Source organism: Aliivibrio sp. S4MY1 (genome assembly GCF_028765545.1).
In the GTDB taxonomy this organism is placed as follows: Bacteria; Pseudomonadota; Gammaproteobacteria; order Enterobacterales; family Vibrionaceae; genus Aliivibrio.
On record NZ_JARACP010000006.1, the window covers coordinates 181,071 to 206,784 of the forward strand.

General features: G+C 38.7%; 27 protein-coding genes. 9 read left to right on the plus strand and 18 right to left on the minus strand.

Annotated elements, in window-relative coordinates:
- The first annotated feature begins 15 nt into the window (after positions 1-15).
- Entirely contained in the window at positions 16-1,362 is a 1,347-nt protein-coding gene (locus PVK71_RS08710; RefSeq protein ID WP_130043202.1) for a replication-associated recombination protein A, read from the plus strand.
- 121 nt (positions 1,363-1,483) lie between these two features.
- Positions 1,484-2,791, plus strand: coding sequence for a serine--tRNA ligase (gene serS / locus PVK71_RS08715; protein WP_061028376.1), 1,308 nt, complete (start codon positions 1,484-1,486; stop codon positions 2,789-2,791).
- Positions 2,792-2,886: 95 nt separating this feature from the next.
- On the opposite strand, the gene trxC is transcribed toward serS, so the two are convergent.
- Both trxC and PVK71_RS08725 read right to left on the minus strand, forming a co-directional pair.
- Positions 2,887-3,321 (minus strand): thioredoxin TrxC, encoded by a 435-nt coding sequence (gene trxC / locus PVK71_RS08720; protein WP_274418041.1) that lies wholly within the window; start codon positions 3,319-3,321, stop codon positions 2,887-2,889.
- 143 nt (positions 3,322-3,464) lie between these two features.
- Positions 3,465-3,788 carry an HI1450 family dsDNA-mimic protein gene (locus tag PVK71_RS08725; RefSeq protein ID WP_105054367.1) on the minus strand — a complete coding sequence of 108 codons (324 nt, stop codon included), beginning with the start codon at positions 3,786-3,788 and terminating at the stop codon, positions 3,465-3,467.
- Positions 3,789-3,971: 183 nt separating this feature from the next.
- Here PVK71_RS08725 and PVK71_RS08730 point away from each other — a divergent pair, with 183 nt between their 5' ends.
- On the plus strand, positions 3,972-5,276 hold the full coding sequence (locus PVK71_RS08730; RefSeq protein ID WP_274418043.1) for an inosine/guanosine kinase: 1,305 nt from the start codon (positions 3,972-3,974) through the stop codon (positions 5,274-5,276).
- Between the two features lie 80 nt (positions 5,277-5,356).
- Here the strand turns inward: PVK71_RS08730 and PVK71_RS08735 are convergent, their stop codons facing one another.
- Together PVK71_RS08735 and gap are read right to left on the minus strand one after the other, a co-directional pair.
- The gene (locus tag PVK71_RS08735; RefSeq protein WP_274418045.1) at positions 5,357-6,232 is read right to left on the minus strand and encodes a D-hexose-6-phosphate mutarotase; all 876 of its coding nucleotides are present in this window, start codon (positions 6,230-6,232) and stop codon (positions 5,357-5,359) included.
- A 188-nt stretch (positions 6,233-6,420) separates the two neighbouring features.
- Entirely contained in the window at positions 6,421-7,416 is a 996-nt protein-coding gene (gene gap, locus PVK71_RS08740; RefSeq protein WP_130043206.1) for a type I glyceraldehyde-3-phosphate dehydrogenase, read from the minus strand.
- 334 nt (positions 7,417-7,750) lie between these two features.
- On the opposite strand from gap, the gene msrB reads away from it, so the two are divergent.
- Positions 7,751-8,158, plus strand: coding sequence for a peptide-methionine (R)-S-oxide reductase MsrB (gene msrB, locus PVK71_RS08745; RefSeq protein ID WP_274418046.1), 408 nt, complete (start codon positions 7,751-7,753; stop codon positions 8,156-8,158).
- A gap of 65 nt (positions 8,159-8,223) precedes the next feature.
- Here the strand turns inward: msrB and PVK71_RS08750 are convergent, their stop codons facing one another.
- Positions 8,224-9,063, minus strand: coding sequence for a DUF2989 domain-containing protein (locus PVK71_RS08750; RefSeq protein WP_274418049.1), 840 nt, complete (start codon positions 9,061-9,063; stop codon positions 8,224-8,226).
- A gap of 119 nt (positions 9,064-9,182) precedes the next feature.
- Here PVK71_RS08750 and PVK71_RS08755 point away from each other — a divergent pair, with 119 nt between their 5' ends.
- A complete protein-coding gene (locus PVK71_RS08755; protein ID WP_274418051.1) occupies positions 9,183-9,467 on the plus strand; it encodes a YeaC family protein in 285 nt (94 codons plus the stop codon).
- A 151-nt stretch (positions 9,468-9,618) separates the two neighbouring features.
- Positions 9,619-9,771: a hypothetical protein gene (locus tag PVK71_RS08760; RefSeq protein WP_274418053.1), complete on the plus strand. Its 153-nt coding sequence runs from the start codon at positions 9,619-9,621 to the stop codon at positions 9,769-9,771.
- Between the two features lie 46 nt (positions 9,772-9,817).
- Here the strand turns inward: PVK71_RS08760 and PVK71_RS08765 are convergent, their stop codons facing one another.
- Positions 9,818-10,657, minus strand: a complete 840-nt coding sequence (locus tag PVK71_RS08765) for an ion transporter (RefSeq protein ID WP_274418054.1) — start codon at positions 10,655-10,657, stop codon at positions 9,818-9,820.
- A gap of 587 nt (positions 10,658-11,244) precedes the next feature.
- Between PVK71_RS08765 and adhE the strand changes: the two genes are divergently transcribed.
- Positions 11,245-13,896 carry a bifunctional acetaldehyde-CoA/alcohol dehydrogenase gene (gene adhE / locus PVK71_RS08770; RefSeq protein WP_130048410.1) on the plus strand — a complete coding sequence of 884 codons (2,652 nt, stop codon included), beginning with the start codon at positions 11,245-11,247 and terminating at the stop codon, positions 13,894-13,896.
- Positions 13,897-14,064: 168 nt separating this feature from the next.
- On the opposite strand, the gene PVK71_RS08775 is transcribed toward adhE, so the two are convergent.
- From PVK71_RS08775 to sodB, 3 genes are all read right to left on the minus strand, one after another.
- Positions 14,065-14,736: an SDR family oxidoreductase gene (locus PVK71_RS08775; protein ID WP_274418055.1), complete on the minus strand. Its 672-nt coding sequence runs from the start codon at positions 14,734-14,736 to the stop codon at positions 14,065-14,067.
- 214 nt (positions 14,737-14,950) lie between these two features.
- Complete coding sequence (locus PVK71_RS08780) at positions 14,951-15,457, minus strand: VC2046/SO_2500 family protein (protein WP_130048412.1); 507 nt, start codon at positions 15,455-15,457, stop codon at positions 14,951-14,953.
- Positions 15,458-15,662: 205 nt separating this feature from the next.
- On the minus strand, positions 15,663-16,247 hold the full coding sequence (gene sodB / locus PVK71_RS08785) for a superoxide dismutase [Fe] (RefSeq protein ID WP_130043214.1): 585 nt from the start codon (positions 16,245-16,247) through the stop codon (positions 15,663-15,665).
- A gap of 237 nt (positions 16,248-16,484) precedes the next feature.
- On the opposite strand from sodB, the gene grxD reads away from it, so the two are divergent.
- The gene (gene grxD, locus PVK71_RS08790; protein WP_130043215.1) at positions 16,485-16,820 is read left to right on the plus strand and encodes a Grx4 family monothiol glutaredoxin; all 336 of its coding nucleotides are present in this window, start codon (positions 16,485-16,487) and stop codon (positions 16,818-16,820) included.
- A gap of 69 nt (positions 16,821-16,889) precedes the next feature.
- Here grxD and PVK71_RS08795 read toward each other — a convergent pair whose 3' ends face one another.
- The 3 genes from PVK71_RS08795 to rnt all read right to left on the minus strand — a co-directional run bounded on the left by PVK71_RS08795 (position 16,890) and on the right by rnt (position 20,484).
- Positions 16,890-18,197 (minus strand): response regulator, encoded by a 1,308-nt coding sequence (locus PVK71_RS08795; protein WP_274418056.1) that lies wholly within the window; start codon positions 18,195-18,197, stop codon positions 16,890-16,892.
- A 191-nt stretch (positions 18,198-18,388) separates the two neighbouring features.
- Positions 18,389-19,717, minus strand: a complete 1,329-nt coding sequence (locus PVK71_RS08800) for a Na+/H+ antiporter family protein (RefSeq protein WP_274418057.1) — start codon at positions 19,715-19,717, stop codon at positions 18,389-18,391.
- Between the two features lie 98 nt (positions 19,718-19,815).
- Positions 19,816-20,484, minus strand: coding sequence for a ribonuclease T (gene rnt, locus PVK71_RS08805; RefSeq protein ID WP_165371174.1), 669 nt, complete (start codon positions 20,482-20,484; stop codon positions 19,816-19,818).
- A 202-nt stretch (positions 20,485-20,686) separates the two neighbouring features.
- On the opposite strand from rnt, the gene motY reads away from it, so the two are divergent.
- Entirely contained in the window at positions 20,687-21,565 is an 879-nt protein-coding gene (motY, locus tag PVK71_RS08810; RefSeq protein ID WP_130043443.1) for a flagellar protein MotY, read from the plus strand.
- 57 nt (positions 21,566-21,622) lie between these two features.
- Here motY and PVK71_RS08815 read toward each other — a convergent pair whose 3' ends face one another.
- From PVK71_RS08815 to rsxD, 6 genes are all read right to left on the minus strand, one after another.
- Positions 21,623-22,060 (minus strand): DUF2753 domain-containing protein, encoded by a 438-nt coding sequence (locus PVK71_RS08815; protein ID WP_207216102.1) that lies wholly within the window; start codon positions 22,058-22,060, stop codon positions 21,623-21,625.
- A gap of 145 nt (positions 22,061-22,205) precedes the next feature.
- Positions 22,206-22,622: a lactoylglutathione lyase gene (gene gloA / locus PVK71_RS08820; RefSeq protein ID WP_130048417.1), complete on the minus strand. Its 417-nt coding sequence runs from the start codon at positions 22,620-22,622 to the stop codon at positions 22,206-22,208.
- Between the two features lie 59 nt (positions 22,623-22,681).
- On the minus strand, positions 22,682-23,317 hold the full coding sequence (gene nth, locus PVK71_RS08825; protein ID WP_130043221.1) for an endonuclease III: 636 nt from the start codon (positions 23,315-23,317) through the stop codon (positions 22,682-22,684).
- Between the two features lie 18 nt (positions 23,318-23,335).
- Positions 23,336-24,022, minus strand: coding sequence for an electron transport complex subunit E (locus PVK71_RS08830; protein ID WP_274418058.1), 687 nt, complete (start codon positions 24,020-24,022; stop codon positions 23,336-23,338).
- Positions 24,022-24,654, minus strand: a complete 633-nt coding sequence (rsxG, locus tag PVK71_RS08835) for an electron transport complex subunit RsxG (RefSeq protein ID WP_274418059.1) — start codon at positions 24,652-24,654, stop codon at positions 24,022-24,024. The genes PVK71_RS08830 and rsxG overlap by 1 nt, the downstream gene beginning before the upstream one ends.
- 4 nt (positions 24,655-24,658) lie before the next feature.
- Positions 24,659-25,714, minus strand: coding sequence for an electron transport complex subunit RsxD (rsxD, locus tag PVK71_RS08840; protein ID WP_274418060.1), 1,056 nt, complete (start codon positions 25,712-25,714; stop codon positions 24,659-24,661).

The window sequence follows — 25,714 nt, forward strand, 5'->3', positions numbered from 1 at the left end:
AGATAAAGGATAAACGTGAGTAACTTCAGTTTAGATTTTTCAGCAGGGGACGATTTTCGTCCCCTTGCTGCTAGAATGCGCCCTCAAAATATTGAGCAATACATTGGTCAGCAGCATCTATTAGGCGTTGGTAAGCCATTGCGTCGCGCGTTAGAAGCCGGACAGATCCACTCAATGATTTTATGGGGGCCTCCTGGTACTGGTAAAACAACATTAGCGGAAGTAGCAGCTAATTATACCAATGCTGAAGTCGAGCGAGTATCGGCAGTCACATCTGGTGTAAAAGACATTCGAGCAGCAATTGAAAAAGCAAAAGAAAACCAAATCACAGGCAGAAGAACCATTATGTTTGTGGATGAGGTTCATCGCTTTAATAAAAGTCAGCAAGATGCTTTTTTGCCACATATCGAAGATGGCACGATCACTTTTATTGGCGCGACGACTGAAAACCCTTCTTTTGAACTCAATAACGCATTGTTATCGCGAGCGCGAGTCTACAAATTAAAATCATTAGAAAAACAAGATATTGTTCAGGTAATAGACCAAGCGCTTTTAGATAAAGACCGCGGCTTAAATGATGATAATTTTGTACTTCCTGATGATGTGAAATTACAACTGGCAAACTTGGTGTCGGGTGATGCTCGTATGTCACTCAATTATCTTGAGCTTTTGCATGATATGGCAGAAGAAGATCACGAAGGTAAGAAAGTGGTGGATTTACCTTTATTAGCGGAAGTGGCGGGTGAAAAACTGGCGCGTTTCGATAATAAAGGGGACATGTGGTACGACTTAATTTCAGCCGTTCATAAATCAATTCGTGGTTCAAATCCGGATGCCGCACTCTATTGGACCGCGCGAATTATAGCTGCGGGCGGTGATCCACTTTATGTTGCTCGTCGTTTATTGGCTATTGCTTCTGAAGATATAGGCAATGCTGATCCCCGTGCGATGGAAGTAGCAATGAATGCGTGGGATTGCTTTACGCGCATAGGCCCTGCTGAAGGCGAAAGGGCGATTGCTCAAGCGGTGGTTTATTTGGCATGTGCTCCTAAAAGTAATGCCGTTTATACCGCATGGAAACAAGCGCAAATGGACGCAATTAATTCACCAGATTATGATGTGCCAAACCATTTACGTAATGCCCCGACATCATTAATGAAAGACATGGGCTATGGCGCAGACTATCGTTATGCTCATGATGAGCCAAATGCGTATGCATCAGGTGAGAATTATTTTCCACCAGAAATGCAGGATCGTAAGTACTACTTTCCAACAAAACGTGGCTTAGAAACCAAAATTAGCGAAAAGCTAGAATATTTAGCCCAATTAGATCAAAACAGCACCTTAAAACGCTACCAATAAAAGATCATTTTCGGTATCTTATTCGAATCGCAATTTGGAACTGAAAATTGCACAAAATTTTATTACTCAGTGTGTTCTGTATTATTTGAATACACAATGACCATAAGGCATAGGATTACAAATGCTTGATTCAAAATTACTTCGTACAGAGCTGGATGAAACAGCAGAGAAACTGGCACGTCGTGGCTTTAAGCTAGACGTAGAGACACTTCGCAATCTTGAAGAACAACGTAAGTCCCTTCAAGTTAAAACTGAAGAGCTTCAAGCGCAGCGTAATTCCCGTTCGAAGTCCATTGGTCAAGCAAAAGCGAAGGGCGATCACGAAGAAGCAGATCGCATTATGGCTGACGTTGCAAACCTAGGCTCTGAATTAGATGAAGCAAAAGTTGCACTTGCAGATCTTCAACAACAAATCGAAACTATCGCTTTGTCTGTTCCAAACATTCCTGATGATTCAGTGCCGTTTGGTAAAGATGAAGAAGAAAACGTAGAAGTATTGCGTTGGGGTAACCCTCTAGCGTATGACTTTGAAGTAAAAGATCATGTTGAGCTTGGTGAAATGGCTGACGGTCTTGATTTTGCGAGCGCGGTAAAAATCTCTGGTTCTCGCTTTATCGTAATGAAAGGTCAATTTGCGCGTCTTCACCGTGCGCTTTCACAATTCATGCTTGATCTTCATACAGAAGAACACGGCTACATGGAAATGTACGTACCTTACTTAGTAAACCACGATAGCCTATATGGTACGGGTCAATTACCTAAGTTTGGTGAAGACTTATTCCATACAAGCCCACTAACAGAGCAAGTAAGTGACGTTCCTCTTAAGATGTTATCACTTATCCCAACAGCTGAAGTACCAGTTACAAACATGGTTCGTGACACAATTACGGAAGAAGCTGATTTACCTCTGAAAATGACGGCTCACACTCCGTGTTTCCGCTCTGAAGCGGGTTCTTATGGTCGTGATACTCGTGGTCTTATCCGTATGCACCAATTCGACAAAGTTGAATTAGTTCAAATTACGAAACCAGAAGATTCAATGGCCGCGCTTGAAGAGCTAACAGGTCATGCTGAGAAAGTACTTCAACTTCTAGAGCTCCCATACCGTAAGGTAGTGCTTTGTACTGGCGATATGGGCTTCGGTTCTCGTAAAACTTACGATTTAGAAGTATGGGTTCCAGCACAAGAAACGTACCGTGAGATCTCTTCTTGTTCAAACATGTGGGATTTCCAAGCTCGTCGTATGCAAGCGCGTTTCCGTCGTCAAGGCGAGAAGAAACCAGAATTAGTTCACACACTGAACGGTTCAGGTCTTGCTGTAGGTCGTACAATGGTTGCTATCCTAGAGAACTTCCAACAAGCTGATGGTAAGATTGCTATCCCTGAAGTACTACGTAAGTACATGAACGGTGTAGAATTCATCGGTTAATCTATTTTTAAATAGATAGAAATTGAAAGCCCCTTTATTGGTTATCCAGTAAAGGGGCTTTTTTGATTTTGCTTTTTACTTTTTATATATGCGTATTATTTGGTTAATGCTTGGTTCAACCATTGATCAAATTGGCCTTTTGGTAACGCACCATTGATCATATCTACGCGTTGACCATTCTTAAATACCATAATCGTAGGGATAGAGCGGATCTGATATTGTGCGGCAATTTGTTGTTGCGCTTCCGTATTTACTTTTACACAACGAACTTGGCCATTGCGTTCAGCTGCAACGTCTTCAAATACCGGAGAGAATCCAACACACGGATTACACCACGGGGCCCAAAAGTCGATAACAACAGGTTTATCACTATTCATTAAAGCAGCAAGATTATCAGTGGTACCTTCTAGTGGTTTCCCATCTAATAGTTGTTCTTTACAACGACCACACGTAGCCGTGTCATTAATGCGTTCAATAGGAAGGCGGTTGAGTCCATTGCATGATGGGCATCTAGATTGAAATTGAGACATGGTATTCCTTTATTATTTTCTGCAATAAGCAGTTTGTGAGCATAAAGAAATAATGGGGGTATAAAGTAAGAGATTCAATGAGAGAGGATAATAAAAAAGGAGCAAATGATAGCTCCTTAGTATGTTAAAGATGAACGATAAAATTAATCACGTTTCCATAACATGTGACAGAATTTATGTTCAGGATCACGGCTGACTAGCATACGAGCAAATACATCATCCAATACGTCTGATTCTTCATTGACCAAGCCAATGAGAACTTCCGCGTATACTTCGCCATCAACTTCAAAGCCAACGTGCCCAGCCCAATCATCACGAGTATCAACAACTTCAGCAGCGCCGCGATCATCAAATTGTAGAGTAAATAATGCAACATCAGCTGGTTCAAGGTTGTCTTGAGCCATTTCAAGGAAAATATCGTAAGCGACTTCGATTACGTCATCATAGCTAATTAGTTCAGTTGTCATGGTGGTTACCTTTAAAAAATACACGGATAAATTATCATGAATGGCCTTAGTAAGGCTAGAAGTATAAACAAATAGAAAGAGCAATCGTTTGCCTTTCGTTGAGGCTAATATCAGTAGTTGCGGCAGAGTTATTGAGCGGCTAAACTTCGCACTTCTTCCATTAGCCAGTTGAATGATTATTTTATGAAATTTCCAGGTCAGCGTAAATCCAAGCATTATTTTCCAGTTCACGCTCGTGATCCATTAGTTAGCCAAGCTCAAGAAACCAAAAAAATGTCGCGTACGCACATTATCGGTATTGATCAAACGTTAGTGGATATTGAAGCTCGAATTGACGATGCTTTTATTGAGAAGTATGGCTTGAGTAAAGGACACTCACTGGTTATCGATAATGATAAAGCGGAAATGCTTTATAATGAGCTTAAAGATAACAACATGATCACCAACGAATTCGCTGGTGGTACTATTGGTAATACACTTCACAACTATTCAGTATTAGCTGATGATAAATCAACTCTGTTAGGTGTGATGAGTGAAGACATTCATATTGGTAGCTACTCATATCGCTACTTATGTAATACGTCTAGCCGAATGGATTTGAACTACCTTCAACCTGTTCCGGGTGCGATTGGACGCTGTTTTGCACTTATTAGTCAAGATGGTGAGCGTACGTTTGCGATCAGCGAAGGCGATATGAACCAGCTTCGTTCAGAAAGTATTCCAGAGAAAATCTTTAAAAATGCATCTGCATTAGTACTGACAGCTTATTTAGTTCGTTGTAAAGATGGTGATCCAATGCCTGAAGCAACAATGAAAGCGATTGAGTACGCTAAAAAATATGATGTACCAGTGGTGTTGACCATGGGTACTAAATTTGTGGTTCAAGATGATCCACAATACTGGCGTGACTTCTTAAACGATCATGTAACCGTTGTTGCTATGAATGAAGAAGAAGGTGAAGCTCTTACAGGCGCATCAGATCCTCTAGAAGCAGCAGATAAAGCACTTGAGTGGGTTGATCTTGTATTATGTACTGCGGGCCCTGTAGGGCTTTATATGGCAGGCTATACAGAGGATGAAGCGAAGCGTGAGACTTCATTACCATTACTTCCAGGTACGATCCCAGAATTCAACCAATTTGAGTTTAGCCGTCCTGCGGTTAAAGAGAGCTGTGAAAACCCAATGAAGGTGTATTCTCATATTTCACCATACATGGGTGGTCCAGAAAAAATCAAGAATACTAACGGTGCAGGTGATGGTGCATTATCAGCATTACTACATGATATGGCTGCAAACCATTATCACCGTAATAATGTACCTAACTCAAGCAAGCATCAGCACTCTTACTTAACATACTCTTCGTTCTCTCAAGTATGTAAGTATTCAAACCGTGTAAGCTTTGAAGTATTAGCGCAGCATTCACCACGTTTATCTCGTGGTTTACCTGAGCGCGAAGATTCTTTAGAAGAGTCGTACTGGGAAAGATAATTTTTTCGGCGGCTTATTATAAAATAGATGAAATAAAAAACGGAAGCCTAGGAGCTTCCGTTTTTTTTAGAATCAAATAATTAAGCTGTAATTGTTGTACTTAAAACAAATGACTCATTAGGTTGGATAGCTTTAGCAGTTTCAAGGCTTGTTGAATAATAAGTTGATTCCACACATACCATTGTTTGGTAGCCATCATTGTTCATGTCACCCATAGATTCTGCGCCTTCAACCCACGGATTCCAGATAACCGCGGCATTGTGCCCTGAATTAGTAACAGACAATGTACGTTGTGTATCAGAGACTAGGACGGTGTTTTCTGGCTGAGTGTAAACACGGTCAACCGCCGCATTAATCGATAATGTATCACCACCCGAACATACTTTCCCTTCCAGTAAGCCATCAATATAGCTTGAGCCCATACCGGTAATTGTTGTCGCGTTAATATCAGCAACATTTAGGTATGTGTGTAATGCTCCTGAGCAGTTCCACGTTTTATCATCTGTATTTTTTGCATCAAGAGTAATCTTTAGCTGATCGCCAATTTCTACTGTTAAACGAGCTTCAAATTCAAATGGCCAAATAGCTTTGCTTTCTTCTGAAGCTTCTAAACCAAGAACCACCATGACCCCATTTTCGTTTTCACGGTGTTCTATTAATGTCCAAGTACTATTGCGAGCAAAGCCGTGGGCAGGGTTAGCGATACGGCCAAACCAAGGCCAGCAAACAGGTACACCACCACGAATAGCTTTTTCAGGGTTAAAGACAGCTTCTTTACTCATCCAGATAAGGTCATCTTGGCCCTTTGGAGTGAAAGACAGTACATGCCCACCATGTAATGAAATAGCAGCTTCTGCTTTGTCATGAATGATGCGTACGATCTTAACATCATCAAGCTGAGCAATAGTAACACTATCAGATAACACACTGATTGTTGGAAGGTGAGTAAGGTTCATAGGTCGCTCCTAAAATAATAAATACATATTCTTTTTCAGACGGTAATAGCAGAATTTTAGTTTAGAAAAGGAATAGGTACTTTTACTTAAATAACAGGTACAAAAAAGGCGACAATTAAGTCGCCTTTCATTCTTAAAAGATATTAAAACCTTTTAAGTTAACTTTCAAAGAAAGTCTAAACTAATGCTTACTTAGAGATGTGAGCGATTAGGTCAAGAACTTTGTTTGAGTAACCGATTTCGTTATCGTACCAAGATACAACTTTAACGAATTTGTCAGTTAGAGCAACACCAGCAGCAGCATCAAATACTGAAGTTTGTGTTTCGCCGATGAAGTCTTGAGAAACAACAGCTTCGTCTGTGTAACCTAGAACGCCAGCAAGCTCGCCTTCAGATGCTTCTTTCATAGCAGCACAGATAGCTTCGTAAGATGCAGCAGTTTTTAGGTTAACTGTTAGGTCAACTACAGAAACGTTAGCAGTTGGTACACGGAAAGCCATACCTGTTAGAAGGCCGTTTAGTTCTGGAAGAACAACGCCTACAGCTTTAGCAGCACCAGTTGAAGATGGGATGATGTTTTGAGAAGCACCACGGCCACCGCGCCAGTCTTTAGCAGAAGGACCATCTACAGTTTTTTGAGTTGCTGTAGTAGCGTGAACTGTAGTCATAAGACCAGATTCGATACCGAACTTGTCGTTAAGAACTTTAGCAACAGGTGCTAGACAGTTAGTAGTACAAGAAGCGTTAGAAACGATGTCTTGACCAGCGTAAGACGCGTGGTTAACGCCCATTACGAACATTGGAGTAGCGTCTTTAGAAGGACCTGTTAGAACTACTTTTTTCGCGCCAGCAGTGATGTGCTTACGAGCAGTTTCGTCGTCTAGGAAAAGACCAGTAGCTTCAGCTACAACGTCAACGTTGATTGCATCCCACTTAAGATCTTCAGGGTTACGCTCAGCAGTTACACGTACAGTTTTGCCGTTTACTACTAGGTTACCGTCTACAACTTCAACTGTACCGTTGAAACGGCCGTGAGTTGAATCGTACTTAAGCATGTAAGCCATGTATTCAACGTCGATAAGATCGTTAATACCAACAACTTCGATGTCGTTGCGCTCTACAGATGCACGGAAAACAAAACGTCCAATACGGCCAAAACCGTTAATACCTACTTTGATAGTCATTATAGTTGCTCCACAACTTAAATTTGAATTTCAGGTTTAAATTAACTGGTAGTAAAATTACAAAATCCTGAGCCAACCTGCAAGTAAAAATGCCATTTATATTGTTTAAAATCAAAAAATAGACCATATTCTGTTAACATAAAGAAAAATTCTTACGTAATTTATAGAAAATCTGGTCATTTAATAACCTTGATGACATGTTATGAAAAATAGTGACATAACTATTAACGCCATTTTACTAGGTTGCTGTAAAATTACTTTAGCAAATTATGTGCTACAAAGGTGAGTAGAAGCAAGGTTTAATTTAAATAAGTCTTAGGGGGTAGAATTTCAAATGGACAAATCAAAACAGTTTTCAGAATTTACAGAAGCAGATTGGCAAGAGAGTTTGACCCAAGAAGAGTTTGATATTTGTAGAAAACAAGGTACTGAAGCGCCTTTTTCAGGAAAGTTGTTACATAATAAATCAACAGGGGATTATAACTGTACCTGTTGCCAAACTATTTTATTTGTTTCTGAGAATAAATACGATTCTGGATGTGGTTGGCCAAGTTTTGATGCCCCAGCGAATGATCAGGCAATTCGATATATTGAGGATAATAGCCATGGAATGCAAAGAACAGAGATCCGCTGTCGTCAATGCGACAGTCATTTAGGTCATGTGTTTAATGATGGCCCTAAGACAACGGGTGAACGTTTTTGTGTTAATTCAGTATCGCTACATTTTAATAATAAAAACTAGCAGTGGAAATATCGGTTAGCTCTAATGCAGTAAAAAAGGAGCACAGGCTCCTTTTTACTTCTGAATTACTTTTTTATTTGAACTGGTAGTAAAGAGGGATGGAAGTTTTGCGCTTCAATACTTTTTGTTATTGTTTCACTGCTTTTTAGTAATGTTTCTTTTTCTTCCGCTGTAAATTGATACAGTAAATCCAATTGTTTTTCTGAAGCCACTTTTAGTTGAAATTTTTTACCTACTAAAGCCCAAATATACGCATGCTTTTTATTGCCTTCTTTGTGGTTAATACTTGCAAGCGATTTAATGATTATTGAATGTAATTTATTTTCATAATCTTCTTCTGTTAATAATTCTAATGAATGATTAAGAATTAGAATGGTTTTATTCCCATCACGTTGAGTATAAAAAGTAGCAAGTGCGTATTGTAACTCGGCAGATTCTAATGCTTTCGTTCCTTCTAATTGCAAAAACTCACGCAGTGCTTGTTTATCTCCAGTTGTCCAACGGTAAAAAAGAACTTTTGGATCTTTCGATGTTTGAAGTTCTAAAGATAAAGCATCGATAGCATCATAAGTATGAAGTAGAGCTTCAGAGCGTTTGGTTTTAATCTCTTTAGCGGTAATCGGTTCAATTTGCGCTGCAGAGGTTAAGCATTGCTGATATTCATACGTTGCTTTAATTGTGTTTAATTTATCAAGATCACTTTGACTCTTTAATACTTCAAAACGATTCAATATAAGTGCCTCTCTTTGGTTCAAGCATTGACCATCACGCATATTTAATTGTTGGCACTGTAAGTTTGCATGCTCTTCACATAATTGTTCTGTTGTCGGTTTTGAATCAAAACAGCCAGATACTAAAAGAGTAGTAAGCGCCATTAAGGTAAATCGTTGAGTCGTTAAAAGCATGATGATCCTATAGATAGAAAAAGAGGAAACGTGATCCATTACACCAATTTATCGGCAGTATGTTGACTAACATTAATCAAAAGATATGGTTTCTGAGTCGCTAATATAGGGAATAAACAATGGATATTAATAAATTACTAGAATCGATGACACCAGAAGTATTTCAAAATTTGCAATATGCTGTCGAAACAGGAAAGTGGCACAATGGCACACCGTTATCTCAAGAGCAAAGAAGTACTTGTATGCAGGCAGTGATGTTGTACCAATCAATGCATAATAAAGAAGCTCAACATATGACAGTTGCGGAAGGTGGTGAAATCAGTTTTAAATCAAAAGCAGAACTTAAAAAACAATTTTCAAAAGGGCAAGAAGATATCGTCCGAGTTAACGTATCATCAGAATAAGTAGCAATACTTCCTATGGTCTCTTTTTTGAGAGTAATATCTTAGTGGTGAGAATATTAATGCCACATTGGTCCCAAAAAAAATCTATAAAATTGTCGATAAGGAGCAACTCAAGTACATTATCGACAATTTCGTAAATTAGATAAGTGGTATGATGAAAAAAACAAAGGGACAAGTTTTAACTAAATTTGCGGCATTTGCTGCTGTATTCATACTACTTGCCGTTATTGCAGCACCTAAGTTTCTTAATAGTGACTCTGTAAATAATACCTCACAAGGTTCTTTAACCTTATATTCAGAATAGAACTATCGCAATGCTTACGGAGTCTTGAACACTGTAAGCACTTCCTTTATTTGACGCTTGTCACTCTTTCATTAGGTGCAGGTAATTCACTTCCACAATGCTTACAATGCATTGCATCAGATTCATGTCCCCCTTTTACACAATTTGGACAACGAACCAGATCTCTGTGCGCGTTCATTTCTTGGTTCAATTCTGCAGTAATAATCCCAGTAGGTACGGCAAGAATCGAATAACCTAATAACATTGTTAATGACGCCACAGCTTTACCCAGTGCTGTATGCGGAACCAAATCACCATAGCCCACCGTCGTAATGGTTACTATTGCCCAATAAATGCTTTGGGGAATACTAGTAAACCCATTTTCGGGCCCTTCAATAACGAACATCAAAGAACCAAAAACAGAAACTAAAATAGCAACAGTACTAAAGAAGATGAGGATTTTTCTTTTTGCCATCAATAGTGAGCGTAAAAGAATGTTGGAATCTTGTAAGTAGCGAACTAACTTTAATACTCTAAATATTCTCATTACGCGTAAGAGACGAATGATAGCGATGTAGCTTGCGCTTGGAAAAAACAATGCTAGATAAGTTGGTAGTATTGCGAGAAGGTCAATAACACCATAAAAACTTTTCGCATAAGAGCTAGGTTTTGGTGAGCAATACAATCGTAAAATGTATTCGATAGTGAATATAGCAGTAAAAATATATTCTAATCGCCATAACCACTCACCATATATTGCATTGACTGAACTTATCGAATCTAAGATTAATGTTGCTTGAGAGGTAAGGATTAGTACGATTAATGCGATATCAAATCGCTTCCCACCTTTAGTATGTGTGCCAAATATCGTTGCATATAAATAATGTTTAAGGCGTTTTGTATTCATGATTAATTTTTGTACTTAATGATGGGCTGTCTTTTATTAAGAATAATAAAAAAACAGTCTACTCTCTAGTACAAGTTTAAATCGTATTTATTTTATAGAAGGTAAAAGAGTCGTAATATTTACAATTAAGTGATCTAGAGCAACTTATTTAATGCATAAACGATGTGAATCTGAGCGGAGATATACTACTCTTTAGTGGCACGAAGATTTCGCCATAATTTGTCATTTTTGGCCTTGATTATGTAACTTTATTACAACTTACATTTTTAGTAATGAGAGTTTTGTCATTAGCTTTCATTTTGAAGTCGGTCATAATTCCAGTTAACTATGTGATCTAAATCGTATTTATACTGTGCTATCCGTTGGAAGTAAGACGAAAGTGGTAAATAAATTCTCATAACTGATCTGAATCAATACTTTTCAAATTGTGAAAGAATATAATCAGTTTTGAAAGCAATTTACTAAGAAGTTAAAGCAGGATTACCAGAAAATTGGTTGAGCTTAACTGCAAAAAAGGATGGAAAAGCAGAATCCTTACTAAATAGTTTTTAATGAATTTTATAGTTTTTATTTTTAGGAGAAACAATATGCCTGTAACTAATTTAGCTGAACTTGATGCTCTAGTAGCACGCGTTAAAGCGGCGCAAAAAGAATTTGCGAACTTTCCACAAGAGAAAGTTGATGAAATCTTCCGTGCAGCGTCTCTAGCAGCTTCAACAGCTCGTATTGAACTAGCAAAAATGGCAGCAACTGAATCTGGCATGGGTATCATGGAAGATAAAGTTATCAAAAACCACTTTGCTTCTGAGTTTATTTATAATAAATACAAAGACGAGCTAACGTGTGGCATCATCGACCGTAACGATGAAGGCGGCACGATCACTATTGCTGAACCTCTAGGTATTGTTTGTGCAATCGTTCCAACGACAAACCCTACTTCAACAGCAATCTTTAAAGCGTTAATCTGTCTTAAAACTCGTAACGGTTGTATCTTCTCTCCACACCCACGCGCTAAAAATGCAACTAACTACGCTGCTAAAGTAGTATTAGATGCAGCAATTAAAGCGGGTGCACCAAAAGACATCATTGGTTGGATTGACCAACCATCTGTTGAATTGTCAAATACATTAATGAAACATGACGACATCAACATGATCCTTGCTACTGGCGGTCCAGGCATGGTTAAAGCGGCTTACTCTTCAGGTAAACCTGCAATCGGTGTTGGCGCGGGTAATACACCTGTAGTTATCGACGAAACTGCTGATATCAAACGTGCTGTTTCTTCTATCCTAATGTCTAAAACATTCGATAACGGTGTTATTTGTGCTTCTGAGCAAGCGGCAATCGTTGTTGAATCTATTTACGATGAAGTTAAAGCTCGTTTCGCTAAATACGGCGCGGTTGTTCTAAACAAAGAAGACGCAAATAAAGTACGTAAAGTACTGCTTATTGATGGCGCACTTAACGCTAACATCGTTGGCCAACCAGCATACAAAATCGCTGAGTTAGCAAATGTTAAAGTACCTACATCTACTAAAATTCTTATCGGTGAAGGCTTAGAAGCTTCATGGGATGACGAATTTGCTCATGAGAAACTATCTCCAACATTAGGTCTATTCAAAGCGAAAGACTTTGAAGATGCAGTACGTCAAGCGGGCATCGTATTAGACATAGGCGGTGTTGGTCATACTTCAGTACTTTACACTGACCAAGATAACAACGAAGAGCGTATCGCGTACTTCGGTGACAAAATGAAAACTGCTCGTATTCTTGTGAATACACCAGCATCTCAAGGTGGTATCGGTGACCTTTACAACTTTGAATTAGCACCTTCACTAACGTTAGGTTGTGGTTCTTGGGGTGGTAACGCTATCTCTGAAAACGTAGGTCCTAAGCACCTTATCAACAAGAAAATTGTAGCTAAGCGAGCAGAAAATATGTTGTGGCATAAACTACCAAAATCTATCTACTTCCGTCGCGGTTGTTTACCAATTGCAATGACTGACCTTGAAGGTAAAAAACGTGCATTAATCGTTACTGACCGTTTCTTATTCAACAACGGTTACATCGATGACCTACGCTCAATCTTAAAAGAGAAAGGCATGGAAGTTGAAGTGTTCCATGAAGTAGAAGCAGATCCAACATTAGCAGTAGTTAAAGCCGGTGCTGAAGCATGTGCAAGCTACCAACCTGATGTTATCTTGGCAGTTGGTGGTGGTTCACCAATGGATGCTGCGAAAATCATGTGGGTAATGTACGAGCACCCAGAAACTGATTTCGAAGACCTATCTATGCGATTTATGGATATCCGTAAACGTATTTACAAGTTCCCTAAAATGGGTCAAAAAGCTGAACTAGTATGTATCACAACGACTTCTGGTACAGGTTCTGAAGTTACACCATTTGCTGTTGTAACTGATGAAAAAACGGGTCAAAAATACCCATTAGCAGATTACGAACTAACGCCAAACATGGCTGTTGTTGATGCTAACCTTGTAATGGATATGCCTAAGTCTTTATGTGCATTCGGTGGTTACGATGCAGTAACTCACGCATTAGAAGCTTACGTTTCTGTTCTTGCAAACGAATACTCAGACGGTCACGCTCTGCAATCACTTAAGATGCTTAAAGAGTACTTACCAAGCTCTTACGCTAACGGTAAGAAAGATCCAATCGCTCGTGAGAAAGTACACAATGCAGCAACAATCGCTGGTATGTCTTTTGCGCAGTCTTTCCTAGGTGTGTGTCACTCAATGGCGCATAAATTAGGTGCGGAATTCCACATTCCACATGGCCTTGCTAACGCGTTATTAATTGCTAACACAGTACGTTTTAATGCAACTAATAACCCAACTAAACAAGCTGCTTTCTCTCAGTACGACCGTCCTAAAGCACGTGCTCGTTACGCTGAAATTGCGGAGCATTTAGGTTACCGTGAAGGTAATACTGAAACGAAAGTTAATGCATTACTTGGTTGGTTAGAAGAGCTTAAAATTGCCCTGGATATCCCAATGTCAATTCAAGCGGCTGGCGTTAACGAAGCTGAATTCATGGCAAAAGTGGATTCAATTGCTGAAGATGCGTTTGATGACCAATGTACAGGTGCTAACCCACGTTACCCATTGATCAAAGAGCTTAAAGAAGTATTAATCGCTTCTTACTACGGTACGGCTTACGCTGACGTAATCGACGCACCAGAAGTGAAAGCAGAAGCAAAAGCGAAAAAAGCAAAGAAATAATTCGAAGCTAACAGGCTAAAGTATTTTCACTAGTATTTTGAAAATATGAGAACAATAAAAACCACCTTACTTAAGGTGGTTTTTTTATGCCTAGGATATTTTACTTACTGTGATTGGTATAAGCCAAATGAAAGGAATTAGATATCAATAGGTTGTGTTTGATTGGTATTACACAGTAGCCTCAATAATACGGCCATTGAAATAGTCATTCTCTAATATGTATTCAGTGTTTTTTATCAACTCTTGATTGATTAAATTTACGTTAGAGTCTGATAGTAAGCTAGAAAGACAAGGAGTGACTCCACCAACTCTAATATTAAAAGGATTTAATTCTTTAGCCCAACTCTTTGTTAGACCTGCGAGCAATGAAGCTGAATGACCGAGTTGCTGAACTTGTGGTGAAAATTTCTGATACCCTAAATTAATGATCACGCCTTCTTTATTATGGTCTCTCATATGGTTCGCGGCATATTGGCCATAAGAAAATAAGCTTTCAGTTAATTCAATTAGCTGAGAAGGAGCATCATGTTGTTGATGTGAAAACAAGCTTGGTAGGGCAATATCAGTATAGTTGTTGATCAATACATCGATTCCATTGGTAAATGTTTCATCAATGGAATGGAATAAATCATGAATACTTTGCGTTGATTGGTCTTTTAATTCGTAACTAATAACATTTGGGTTTAATTGATCACAGAGTCTATGTGTTTCGTGTAACTGATAGTGATCTGAATCGGCAATAATAAGGGACGCACCAAGTGAGGAAAAATGACATGCAATAGCTCGGCCCATAAAATTACCAGCAGATGTGATCAGAATAGTAGAATGTTCAATTTGCATAGCATTCCTCCCTCAAAGCATTTCACATTGTTGTTAAATAAAAGTGCTTTAATAATGGGATAGAAATATTACATCTGCTGTGAGCTTGGCTAGAAATGGTGATTAAATTGTATTCAATCATCTAATTTATGCACTAACTCACATAAATCATGTGAATAATGCCTTGCTGGAGATAATAAATAATGATGTCTGAACAAGAACAGAGAGCGGCAGATTAAACGTATAAATTCATTTCTGAATGACGCTTAGCAGTTACCAACTCATTATAAAGATCTTGAGGGATAGCATTGAAGATTTCATTACCTGATTCTAGTTGGCGACGTTGATGACCAGATAGGTTGTGATACACGTCTTCTGGTAGGTCGTGGGTATCTTGTGGCATATAAGCCATAGCATCAGGGGCTAGTCCATGTAATAGTTTTGCACTTGCTAAACCACCATTATGAAATTGGTTTGCTTGTGAAGCGGCGCGAGAGTAGCTTTCTTCATTACTACGTAAAATCTGAGCGTCAGCTAATTGAAAGCGTTGACGAAGCAGATCTTCTGTAACTTTTTTCTCATCTATTTTTTCAACAGGTGTATTTTCACGTAAGTCATTAGACAGTAAAGACATCATTAAGGCGAAATCTGCACGGCGACCTGCTTCCATAGCATGGTTTAGGTTTGAACCGTATTGAATTTCACTGATTAACTCTGCTTTATCTAAAGTATGTACTTTCATGAATCAATTCCTCTTGATGATAAATACTTATCGGAAAAGAATTCAAAAACTTTAGTCTTTTTAGGAAAAAAATTGCCGTTTTTTTAATTAATAGCGTTAAGTGGCAAAGAGTTACCGTTAATAATGAAGGATAAAAAAAGGTCAGTATAAATACCGACCTTTTTGGTTGAAAGTTAGCCGAAATGATACGGCAACTTCAAATGAATTATTTTGCTAGGTTTTCTTCTACGAAAGACCAGTTTACTAGAGCCCAGAACGCACCCATGTAATCAGGACGAACGTTACGGAAATCGATGTAGTAAGCGTGTTCCCATAGATCAACAGTTAGAAGCGGTGTAACGCCTTCTTCTGTTAGTGGAGTACCTGCATTTGATGTATTAACGATAGCTAGAGAGCCGTCAGCGTTCTTAACAAGCCAAGTCCAAGAAGAACCAAAGTTGTTGATCGCAGAATCTGTGAATTGTGCTTTGAATTCTTCAAAAGAACCAAATGCAGCATCGATAGCAGCAGCTACAGCGCCTGTTGGTTGACCACCAGCGTTTGGAGCTAGACAGTTCCAGTAGAATGTGTGGTTCCAGATTTGTGCTGCGTTATTGAAAACACCACCAGTAGAAGTCTTAACGATCTCTTCTAGTGTTTTGCCTTCAAATTCAGTACCTGGGATAAGGCCATTAAGCTTAACAACATAAGTGTTGTGGTGCTTACCGTGGTGGTAATCTAAAGTCTCAGCAGAGATATGTGGTTCTAATGCGTCTTTTGCGAACGGTAGAGCTGGTAATTCAAATGACATTGCTCATGTCTCCATGTTATAAGAGGTCTACGCCTCACTAATATTCCAAAAAATATACACTCAACGGAGTGTATAATTTATTCTGACTTCGTTCTGATTCTAGCAAGTTTTGATTTTATTAAAAGAAAAAGTGGATAATTTTCAATAAATAATACCACTACAAATATTAGGTATTTTTTTCTGAGTGCATAAGAAGTAGAATGAATACAACTTAGTGTCGACCCATTAGAGGATACAATGGAAACTATCGATAAGATAAAGCAACAAATTGCTGAAAACCACATCATTCTATACATGAAAGGCTCACCGAAACTTCCAAGCTGTGGTTTTTCATCTCAAGCTTCTCAAGCACTAATGAACTGCGGTGAGAAATTTGCTTATGTAGATATTCTACAAAACCCAGACATTCGTGCTGAGCTGCCAGCATATGCACAATGGCCTACTTTCCCACAGCTATGGATTGAAGGTGAATTAATTGGTGGTTGTGACATCATTTTGGAAATGTTCCAAAAAGGTGAGCTTCAGCCATTAGTTAAAGAAGCTGCAGAGCGTAATGCCCCTGCTGCGGAATAATACTAGAATATAGATCATCTAATTCGTTAGATTGATATAAAAAAACCACGTATTGCTACGTGGTTTTTTTTATATTTTTGCTTTTTCAAAAGCAAGAGCTTGTAACTTAGCTAAGGGGGATTTCCCTTCCTTCAATTTACGTAGCCACTTTTCTTCAATGATTTCTTTTTCGTCATCTAAACGCATTTCGCAATAAACTAAGTAAACAATATAAGCGGTTTCGTAATCGGTAATATCTGAAAGTTGAATATCAGATATTAAGCGGTTTGCTTCACCGTATCGATTCATCTTTAATTGCCATAACGCGGATAATGCACGCTGCGCTGAAATACAGGGTATGCCACGTAAGCGGCCTTTTAATTTTGCGCTGACTCGTTGCCATGAACTTTCAGGCGACCATTCTTGTAAGCTTTCTTCTGAAGCAAGAAAAAGATCACCCCATGCGGCCATTGCTCTTTTCCCTGCAGAGTCAAACGCAGAGTTTGGTAATAAATAAGCGTATTTAGTTAGTAAGTCGAATGCATCGTATCGCTCGCCTTTTGCAAGAAGAGACCAAATGAGGTGACTGAATCTTAAATACGAGTAGGGAGCAAGCTCAAATCCTTTTTTCCAGTAGCGAGCAGCAATAGATAAGTTATCTCGGTTAAAAGCTATTTGGGCTTTTAAATCAAGCAAACGTAAGCTACTGGTTTCATTTTTTGGTAGTAACGAATCGACTAACTGGTTAGCGTTATCAAAATCATTTTGTGCGATATAGATTTCTGCTTGCTGGATTTCAGCTTCAATCGACTCTTTAATTATTGATAGTAAAGCTTTATTGACGCTCAACGCTTCTGACAGTCGGTTCACTTTGATGAGACGAGATGTCAGTTTAAGCATTGAGTCTTTAAGAATGATTTTATTTGGTGCTTTAAATATAAGAGGTTTAACTCCAGAGAGTCCATCTTTTGTATAAGCGGCAATCATTCCCATCGCGAATTGACGTTTTACTAAATCATGGTTAATAACCTTGATAATTTCTTCTGGGCGAATTGGCTTTTGGATATACTTTTCAGGGACATAATCGGTATATGCTAACTCAATTTGTGGGTCTTCATTACCAGTTACGACATAGACCAGAGTATTGTCTGTAATCAATCGTAATAGACGTAATTGCTCAAGCATTTGAAGACCTGTGCTACCATGGCCAAGATTATGGTCTACAAAAAGGACGTCGAATTTTTTTTGCTTACAGTTACCTACTGCAGCGCCTGCTGTTGGGCAGCAAGCAATGTTATTAGTCGGGACACCAATACGACTGAGTAATGCACGAATTGCATTTTGAATAACAGTACTGTCGTCAATGATGAGAAAAGAAGAGAGCTTAATTAGTTTCATAGAAAATAGACAGGCCGTAACTAGACAGTGCAAGAGTATAGCAACAGTCTTACTTAAATATAGAAAAAAAAACGAATAGCTGAGTAAAAATATTTGATCTTAATGTAAAAAACGACAGGGTTAACTGTCGTTTTATATCGAAAACCATTAATTCTGCAACAATAATGTAACTATTAGGCAGTGTTAATAGATTAAAGCACCATTGCTGCAATCCAACCAAATGCAATTAATGGCAGGTTGTAATGTAGGAATGTAGGCACTACGGTTTCCCATACGTGCTCATGTTGACCATCAGCATTTAGGCCAGACGTTGGACCTAATGTGGAATCTGATGCAGGGGAGCCCGCATCACCTAGAGCAGCAGCAGTACCAACCAATGCAATAGTAGCCATTGGAGAAAAGCCAAATGCTACGGCAAGAGGAACATAGATGGTAGCAATGATAGGGATAGTTGAGAACGATGAGCCAATGCCCATGGTTACTAATAGACCAACAACTAACATTAATAATGCCGCTAATGGTTTATTGTCACCGATAGATGTTGATAATGATTCGACTAGGATTTCAACGCCACCCGTTGCTTTCATTACCGCAGCAAAACCGGCAGCTGAGATCATAATGAAGCCAATCATAGCCATCATGTGAACACCACGAGTAAAGACATCTTGAGTTTCTTTCCAAGCGATAACACCACCAAAAGTAAACACCATAAATCCGGCAAGTGCACCAACAATCATTGAACCAGTTGCTAATTGAACGGATAACGCAGCAATAATAGCGACAATTGATATTTGGATATGTCGTTTATTAAACGTAGGTGCCGTATTGGTTGCCTTCATTGTTGTATTATCAACATCAGCATAAGTTCGAGGCTTACGGTAAGAGATAAATACAGCAATTAGAAGACCAGTTACCATACCTAAAGCAGGCAGAGCCATTGCTAAAGGAACTTGGCTAGCAATAACATCGAGATTATTGTCATGCAGGTTTTTTAATAAAATATTGTTTAAAAAGATGCCACCAAAACCAACAGGCAGGATCATGTATGGTGTAACTAAACCAAAGGTTAGTACACAAGCAATTAAACGTCGATCAAGCTTTAGTTTATTAAATACTTGGATCAGTGGCGGGATTAAGATTGGAATAAACGCAATATGCACAGGCACTACGTTTTGCGATGAAATTGTAATTAATAATATTAAGCAAAGTAAAAGATATTTCACGCCAGTAGCAGCATGAAGATTATCTTTTGCATTAATACGTTTTATAACACTGTGAGCTAATAAATCAGTCACGCCAGATTTTGAAATAGCAACAGCAAACGCACCAAGCATAGCGTAGCTTAATGCAATTGTTGCACCGCCACCTAAACCACCTTCAAATGCTGAAATAGTCTCAGATAATGATAAACCACCCACTAATCCACCGATTAATGCACTGAACGTTAAGGCAACGACAACGTTAACTCTAAGCAAAGCGAGAATAAGCATTACTGAAACAGAAAGAATGATTGGATTCATTTTGTTTAGTTTCCCTGTAAATGTTGTGTAGTTATGCCAATAGATAAATAAGCATAAAATGTATGTCTACTTTCTGATTGGTATTAGCAGATAGCCAATTAATTATTATTAGTATTTTCTTCTTCGGTTTCAGGCAATAGCGGCCATCCACCAAGATCTTTCCATTTATTTACGATATGACAGAATAATTCAGCGGTCTTTTCTGTATCATAAAGTGCTGAATGCGCTTCTTTTCCATCAAAATCAATGTTTGCAGCTTTACATGCTTTAGCTAATACGGTTTGCCCTAGTGCTAATCCGCTGATCGCCGCAGTATCAAATGTGCAGAAAGGATGAAAAGGAATACGTTTTAATTTTGCTCGTTCAGAAGCTTCCATCACAAAGCTGTGATCAAAATTAGCATTATGAGCGACCATAATTGCTCGGCGGCAATCATGCTGTTTTTGCTCTTTTCGGATTTGTTTGTAGATTTCTTTTAAAGCAATATCTTCTGTAACCGCGCCACGTAATGGACTGAATGGGTCACGGATACCATTAAATTCTAGTGCTTCTTTCTCAAGATTAGCACCTTCAAATGGCGAAACATGGTAATGAATTGTACTGGCTGGTTTTAAGTAACCTTCTTCATCCATTGCAAGGGTGACAGCACAAATCTCAAGTAAAGCATCAGTTTTTGAATTGAAGCCAGCGGTCTCAACATCAATAACGACAGGGAAATAACCACGAAATCGGTTTTTTAATAAATTATGTTGCTCTACTTCAGTCATCATTCGGTACGTAAGAAAATGTTGCCGCTATTATTGCAGATTATCGTTAGCATAAAAACTGTAAATAAGGTGTGATGAGGATATATTTATTGAAGATAAGTGATGATAAATAAAATACAGAGCAAAAATGAGTATTATTGGTCTAAATTTTGCTTTGATTAAGCTTATCGTCAACGGCATGACTCCAATAGATTTAGGTATTATGAAAAAAACACTTTTTACTTTAGCCCTGCTAGTAAGCTCATTGACTGCAACATCTGCATTAGCCAATAAGAACTATGTTGCTAAGCCTGAGCAATCAAAATGGGTAATGCTAGAGAATTCGCCATTAGAATGCCGTTTATCTCACAATATTCCAAATTATGGAAATGCAGAATTTTCATCGTACGCTAATAAAAAGATGAATCTGGATTTTGAACTAAAAATGAACCGTCCAATGGGAGAGACTCGCTCAGTTAATTTGGTCTCTATGCCACCGCGTTGGACTCCTGGCGAAAGCGCCGATTCAATGACAAATTTGAAATTTTTCAAACAATTTGATGGTTATGTCGGCGGTACGACTGCATGGTCAATGTTGGCTGAATTAGAGAATGGACGTTTTCCTACCTTTACTTATGCTGATTGGCAGAGTCCTAAGCAGTTGATTGAGGTTGCACTTTCTCCAGTTGTATTTCAAAACACATACAACGTTTTTAGCATGTGTATTGCTAATTTGTTGCCTTATAGTTTTGAAGATATTTCATTTACTATTCTACACTTTGATAAAAACAGTGATGAATTAAATAAAGCATCAAAAAAACGTTTATCTCAAATAGCAGACTTTATTAAATATACTAAAGATGTCGATTTAGTATTAGTGGCGACTTACACTGATTCTAGTGGTGGAAAAAATGTTAACCAACAAGTGTCTGAGCGACGCGCATTAAAGCTACAAAACTATTTTGAATCGATTGGTTTACCTACTGATCGCATTCGTGTTCAATCTTATGGTGAGCGTCGTCCTATTGCTGATAATGCAACACCAATCGGTAAGAATAAAAACCGTCGAGTTGTTATTTCTTTAGGTCGAACAATAATTTAACCTGTGTAATTTTATCTAGTAACTCATTTAAGGTGTCTATTACAATAGGCACCTTTTTTATTGCAGTTTAAAACTCGCAATTAACTCACATTGAACTGTGGTATCAATGTGTTGAATATGTTTTGCAATTTCTGGATTAGGGTGACGTTTCATAAATTCTAAAAGGGCACTTTTACAGCAACCTAAGTTAGAAACGAAAGATTCACAATCATTTTTGGGGCATTGTGGTACAAGAGTGAGAATTTTTTCTGCAGCAATTTCTAAATACTTTAGCTCAAAATTATTGTCATTTTGGCTTCGCCAGAATTGAGCTAAATTATGACAAGAGATAACCGTGATGGTTACTTGATCAACGAGACTCGCTTCATTGCGCTTTGTGAGTTCCTCTGAAATGGCAAAGGCCTGTTGATAATGAAGAATGGTACGCCAGAAGTCTTTATTCTTAAAAGACTGTTCAGCTAATATAGTGTGTTTTTCCCATAGTTCTATCATGATATTCCCTCAATTGGTGTTCTTTCAATTATTATGCAAACACTCTAATTGAGAATTGTTATCATTAAAAGAGTGAGGTATAAAAAAACCTGCTTAGATCGCAGGTTTTATTCAATAGAGTATTTAGTATCTTAATTAAAGTAAGGAGTTACCCTTCTAAACCAGCTGAAGCACTTTTATTCTGGATAAGTTCAATCATGTAGCCATCAGGGTCTTTAACAAACGCAATGTGTGTTGAACCACCTTTTACAGGGCCAGCCTCACGAGTGACGTTACCACCAGCCGCTTTGATTGCATCACAGGTTTGGTATACATCATCAACACCAATGGCAATATGACCAAAAGCCGTACCCATATCGTATTCTTCAGTGCCCCAGTTATAAGTTAATTCGATCACTGCACCTTGAGATTCATCACCGTAGCCAAGAAAAGCTAACGTATATTTGTACTCTTCATTCGTGTTTTGACGAAGAAGATCCATACCCATTACTTTGGTGTAAAACTCGATTGATTTATCTAAATTACCCACACGGATCATCGTGTGTAAAATGCGTCCATTAGCCATTGTTTTGCTCCAGTTTTTTGCTTTTATTCCAACCTAAATAATTGATAGGTAGGTAGTATTTAAATATCTGTTTTTTCTTTGAACTCACAGAGATCTTCTATCATGCAACTGCCACAGCGAGGTTTACGTGCAATACAGGTATAACGACCGTGCAAAATAAGCCAGTGGTGTACATCAAGTTTGAACTCTTTAGGTACCACTTTGAGTAATTTCTTTTCTACGTCGTTAACGGTTTTTCCCATTGCCAGCTTTGTACGGTTAGAGACACGATAAATATGAGTATCTACCGCAATGGTTGGCCAACCAAAGGCTGTATTTAGAACGACATTTGCCGTTTTGTGCCCAACACCAGGTAGAGCTTCTAGCGCGTCTTGATCTTCTGGGATCTCACTGTCATGAAGATCAATCAACATCTGGCAAGTCTTGATGACATTAACGGCTTTGGTATTAAATAAACCAATGGTTTTAATGTAAGTTTTTAATCCGTCAACGCCTAAGTCTAAGATTGCTTGAGGCGTATTTGCAACAGGGTATAATTTACGCGTCGCTTTGTTTACGCTGACATCGGTAGCTTGTGCTGATAGCAAAACAGCGATCAATAATTCAAACGGCGTAGACCATTCAAGCTCAGTTTGAGGATGTGGGTTATCGGCTTGTAAGCGTTCTAATATTTCTCGGCGTTTTACATTATTCATACCGCTCAATGTCCTTATTTATGATACTCGCGCGCGTTCAATTTTTTCTTTTTCTTGTTTTGGTTGACGATCCGCTAATTTTTTATCGATAACATTCTTTATCGCAATAAGAAAACCGACACCTAAGAAAGCGCCTGGTGGAAGCATGGCTAATAGGAAATGGCTATCGACATGAAATAGTTCAATACGTAATACTGTCGCCCAATCACCCAATAATAGATCCGCACCATCAAATAGCGTGCCGTTACCAAGTACTTCACGCATTGCTCCTAATAGGACAAGCACAGCTGTCATACCTAACCCCATCCATAACCCATCAAAAGCCGCAGGTACAGGATCATTTTTAGAGGCGAAAGCTTCTGCACGACCGATGATAATACAGTTAGTTACGATAAGAGGAATAAAGATGCCCAGTGATAGATATAGACCATAAGCATATGCATTCATTAATAATTGAACACAGGTTACTAGTGAGGCAATAATCATCACAAAAACTGGGATACGGACTTCTTGTGGGATCCATTGGCGAACTAATGAAACAATTAAGTTAGATCCAATAAGAACTAAGGTGGTAGCAATACCTAATCCTAGCGCATTGGTTACCGTTGCCGAAACCGCAAGTAAAGGACAAAGTCCCAGCAGCTGAACTAGGGCAGGGTTGTTATCCCATAAACCATTTTTGATTAGTTCTTTGTTAATTGCCATTAGTTAGCCTCACAATTTAGAGGAAGAGTCTGCAACTCATCTTGATGTGTTTTATAGAACCATACCGCTTTTTTAACTGCTTTTACAACTGCGCGAGGTGTGATGGTTGCCCCTGTAAATTGATCAAATTGGCCCCCATCTTTTTGAACAGCCCAGCTTTTATCTTGAAAATTATCAACAGTTTTTCCTAAAAACGCATCAACCCATCGAGTGATACGAATATCTATTTTATCGCCTAAGCCCGGTGTTTCTTGATGGGACAGTACACGAACCCCTGTTACCATCGCATCAGAGTCGACACCAACAATAATCTTAATTGCACCGCTATAACCATCTGGTGCAATAGCTTCTATAGCTGCACCTGAGTGCTTACCATTTAGTGACGCTAAATAAATAGGCATTGGTTGTTCAGTACCTAAAGCTTCTGGATTTTTAACTAAAATACAGGCTTTATAAAGCTCGTTGTCATGTTGTGCCTTTGGTACTACTTGATTAAGTGTAGACAGCAGTTGTTGTTGCTGCTGATAGGCAATTTGATCTTTTGTTAATGCAAAAGTAATGGTTACTAATGCTGTAGAAGCAATTGCAAAAAGCGCCAGAACAAGGCTGCTTTTTTTCATAGTATTAAGCATTGTCTTATCCTTTTTTATGGCCGTATGTTCTTGGTTTGGTGTAGTAATCAATCAAAGGAACACACATGTTGGTTAAGAGGACAGCGAAAGCCACGCCATCAGGGAAACCGCCCCAAGTACGGATGATATAAACTAATGCCCCAATAAGTGCACCATAATATAAGCGGCCTTTTGGTGTTGTTGCTGCCGATACGGGATCGGTAGCAATAAAGAAAGCCCCAAACATAGTGGCGCCAGAAAACAGGTTAAACAGTGGCGATGTTGCTGTATCTGGTGAAAATAGAGCAAATAAACTACTGATCACAAAGAGGCTAGCTAAAAAGCTGACAGGAATGTGCCAATGAATGACCCGTTGTTGTAGAAGGGAAAGGCCACCCAATAAGAAGCCTATATTAACCCACAACCACCCTAATCCAGCAAAACCATTGAAGATAGGTGAAGATAAAACTTCAGAAGTCGTCAGTCCTGATTTTAATCCAGTTTTTAAGGTATCTAATGGGGTAGCCATTGTCATACCATCGACATTCATTGTTAATTGATGGACAGAAAAACCATCTTGACTTAACCCACTCAGGATCAACCATACTGAATCTGAAAAGCTAATCGTCTCTGTGAGCAATTCTTTGACGGGGAGCCAAGTTGTCATTTGTACAGGGAAAGATATCAATAAAACAACATAGGCAGCCATTGCTGGATTAAATAGGTTTTGTCCTAACCCACCATATAGGTGCTTAGCAATAACAATAGCAAAAACAACACCAATAACAGTTACCCACCAAGGTGCCAGTGGTGGAATAGCAAGTGCCAGTAATAGACCTGTTAGTAGTGCACTATTATCACTAAGGTACGGTTTTAGTGGGCGCTTTCGACACTTTAAGATGAAAGCTTCTGCCGAAATTGCTGTGATAATCGCAATAAATACCTGTAAGAAGGTGCCCCAACCAAAAAAGTAGGTTTGAGCAAGTAATCCAGGAATTGTTGCTAACGCCACCATTCTCATGATGGTTCTTGTGCTCTTTTTACTGTGGGCATGTGGTGAGCTAGTGATAAAAAAGGCCAC

Coding starts and splice junctions, on each gene's coding strand:
- serS (WP_061028376.1), top strand. CDS start 1,484: ATGCTTGATTCAAAATTACTTCGTACAGAGCTGGATGAAACAGCAGAG.
- trxC (WP_274418041.1), bottom strand. CDS start 3,321: ATGTCTCAATTTCAATCTAGATGCCCATCATGCAATGGACTCAACCGC.
- PVK71_RS08725 (WP_105054367.1), bottom strand. CDS start 3,788: ATGACAACTGAACTAATTAGCTATGATGACGTAATCGAAGTCGCTTAC.
- PVK71_RS08730 (WP_274418043.1), top strand. CDS start 3,972: ATGAAATTTCCAGGTCAGCGTAAATCCAAGCATTATTTTCCAGTTCAC.
- PVK71_RS08735 (WP_274418045.1), bottom strand. CDS start 6,232: ATGAACCTTACTCACCTTCCAACAATCAGTGTGTTATCTGATAGTGTT.
- gap (WP_130043206.1), bottom strand. CDS start 7,416: ATGACTATCAAAGTAGGTATTAACGGTTTTGGCCGTATTGGACGTTTT.
- msrB (WP_274418046.1), top strand. CDS start 7,751: ATGGACAAATCAAAACAGTTTTCAGAATTTACAGAAGCAGATTGGCAA.
- PVK71_RS08750 (WP_274418049.1), bottom strand. CDS start 9,063: ATGCTTTTAACGACTCAACGATTTACCTTAATGGCGCTTACTACTCTT.
- PVK71_RS08755 (WP_274418051.1), top strand. CDS start 9,183: ATGGATATTAATAAATTACTAGAATCGATGACACCAGAAGTATTTCAA.
- PVK71_RS08760 (WP_274418053.1), top strand. CDS start 9,619: ATGATGAAAAAAACAAAGGGACAAGTTTTAACTAAATTTGCGGCATTT.
- PVK71_RS08765 (WP_274418054.1), bottom strand. CDS start 10,657: ATGAATACAAAACGCCTTAAACATTATTTATATGCAACGATATTTGGC.
- adhE (WP_130048410.1), top strand. CDS start 11,245: ATGCCTGTAACTAATTTAGCTGAACTTGATGCTCTAGTAGCACGCGTT.
- PVK71_RS08775 (WP_274418055.1), bottom strand. CDS start 14,736: ATGCAAATTGAACATTCTACTATTCTGATCACATCTGCTGGTAATTTT.
- PVK71_RS08780 (WP_130048412.1), bottom strand. CDS start 15,457: ATGAAAGTACATACTTTAGATAAAGCAGAGTTAATCAGTGAAATTCAA.
- sodB (WP_130043214.1), bottom strand. CDS start 16,247: ATGTCATTTGAATTACCAGCTCTACCGTTCGCAAAAGACGCATTAGAA.
- grxD (WP_130043215.1), top strand. CDS start 16,485: ATGGAAACTATCGATAAGATAAAGCAACAAATTGCTGAAAACCACATC.
- PVK71_RS08795 (WP_274418056.1), bottom strand. CDS start 18,197: ATGAAACTAATTAAGCTCTCTTCTTTTCTCATCATTGACGACAGTACT.
- PVK71_RS08800 (WP_274418057.1), bottom strand. CDS start 19,717: ATGAATCCAATCATTCTTTCTGTTTCAGTAATGCTTATTCTCGCTTTG.
- rnt (WP_165371174.1), bottom strand. CDS start 20,484: ATGACTGAAGTAGAGCAACATAATTTATTAAAAAACCGATTTCGTGGT.
- motY (WP_130043443.1), top strand. CDS start 20,687: ATGAAAAAAACACTTTTTACTTTAGCCCTGCTAGTAAGCTCATTGACT.
- gloA (WP_130048417.1), bottom strand. CDS start 22,622: ATGGCTAATGGACGCATTTTACACACGATGATCCGTGTGGGTAATTTA.
- nth (WP_130043221.1), bottom strand. CDS start 23,317: ATGAATAATGTAAAACGCCGAGAAATATTAGAACGCTTACAAGCCGAT.
- PVK71_RS08830 (WP_274418058.1), bottom strand. CDS start 24,022: ATGGCAATTAACAAAGAACTAATCAAAAATGGTTTATGGGATAACAAC.
- rsxG (WP_274418059.1), bottom strand. CDS start 24,654: ATGCTTAATACTATGAAAAAAAGCAGCCTTGTTCTGGCGCTTTTTGCA.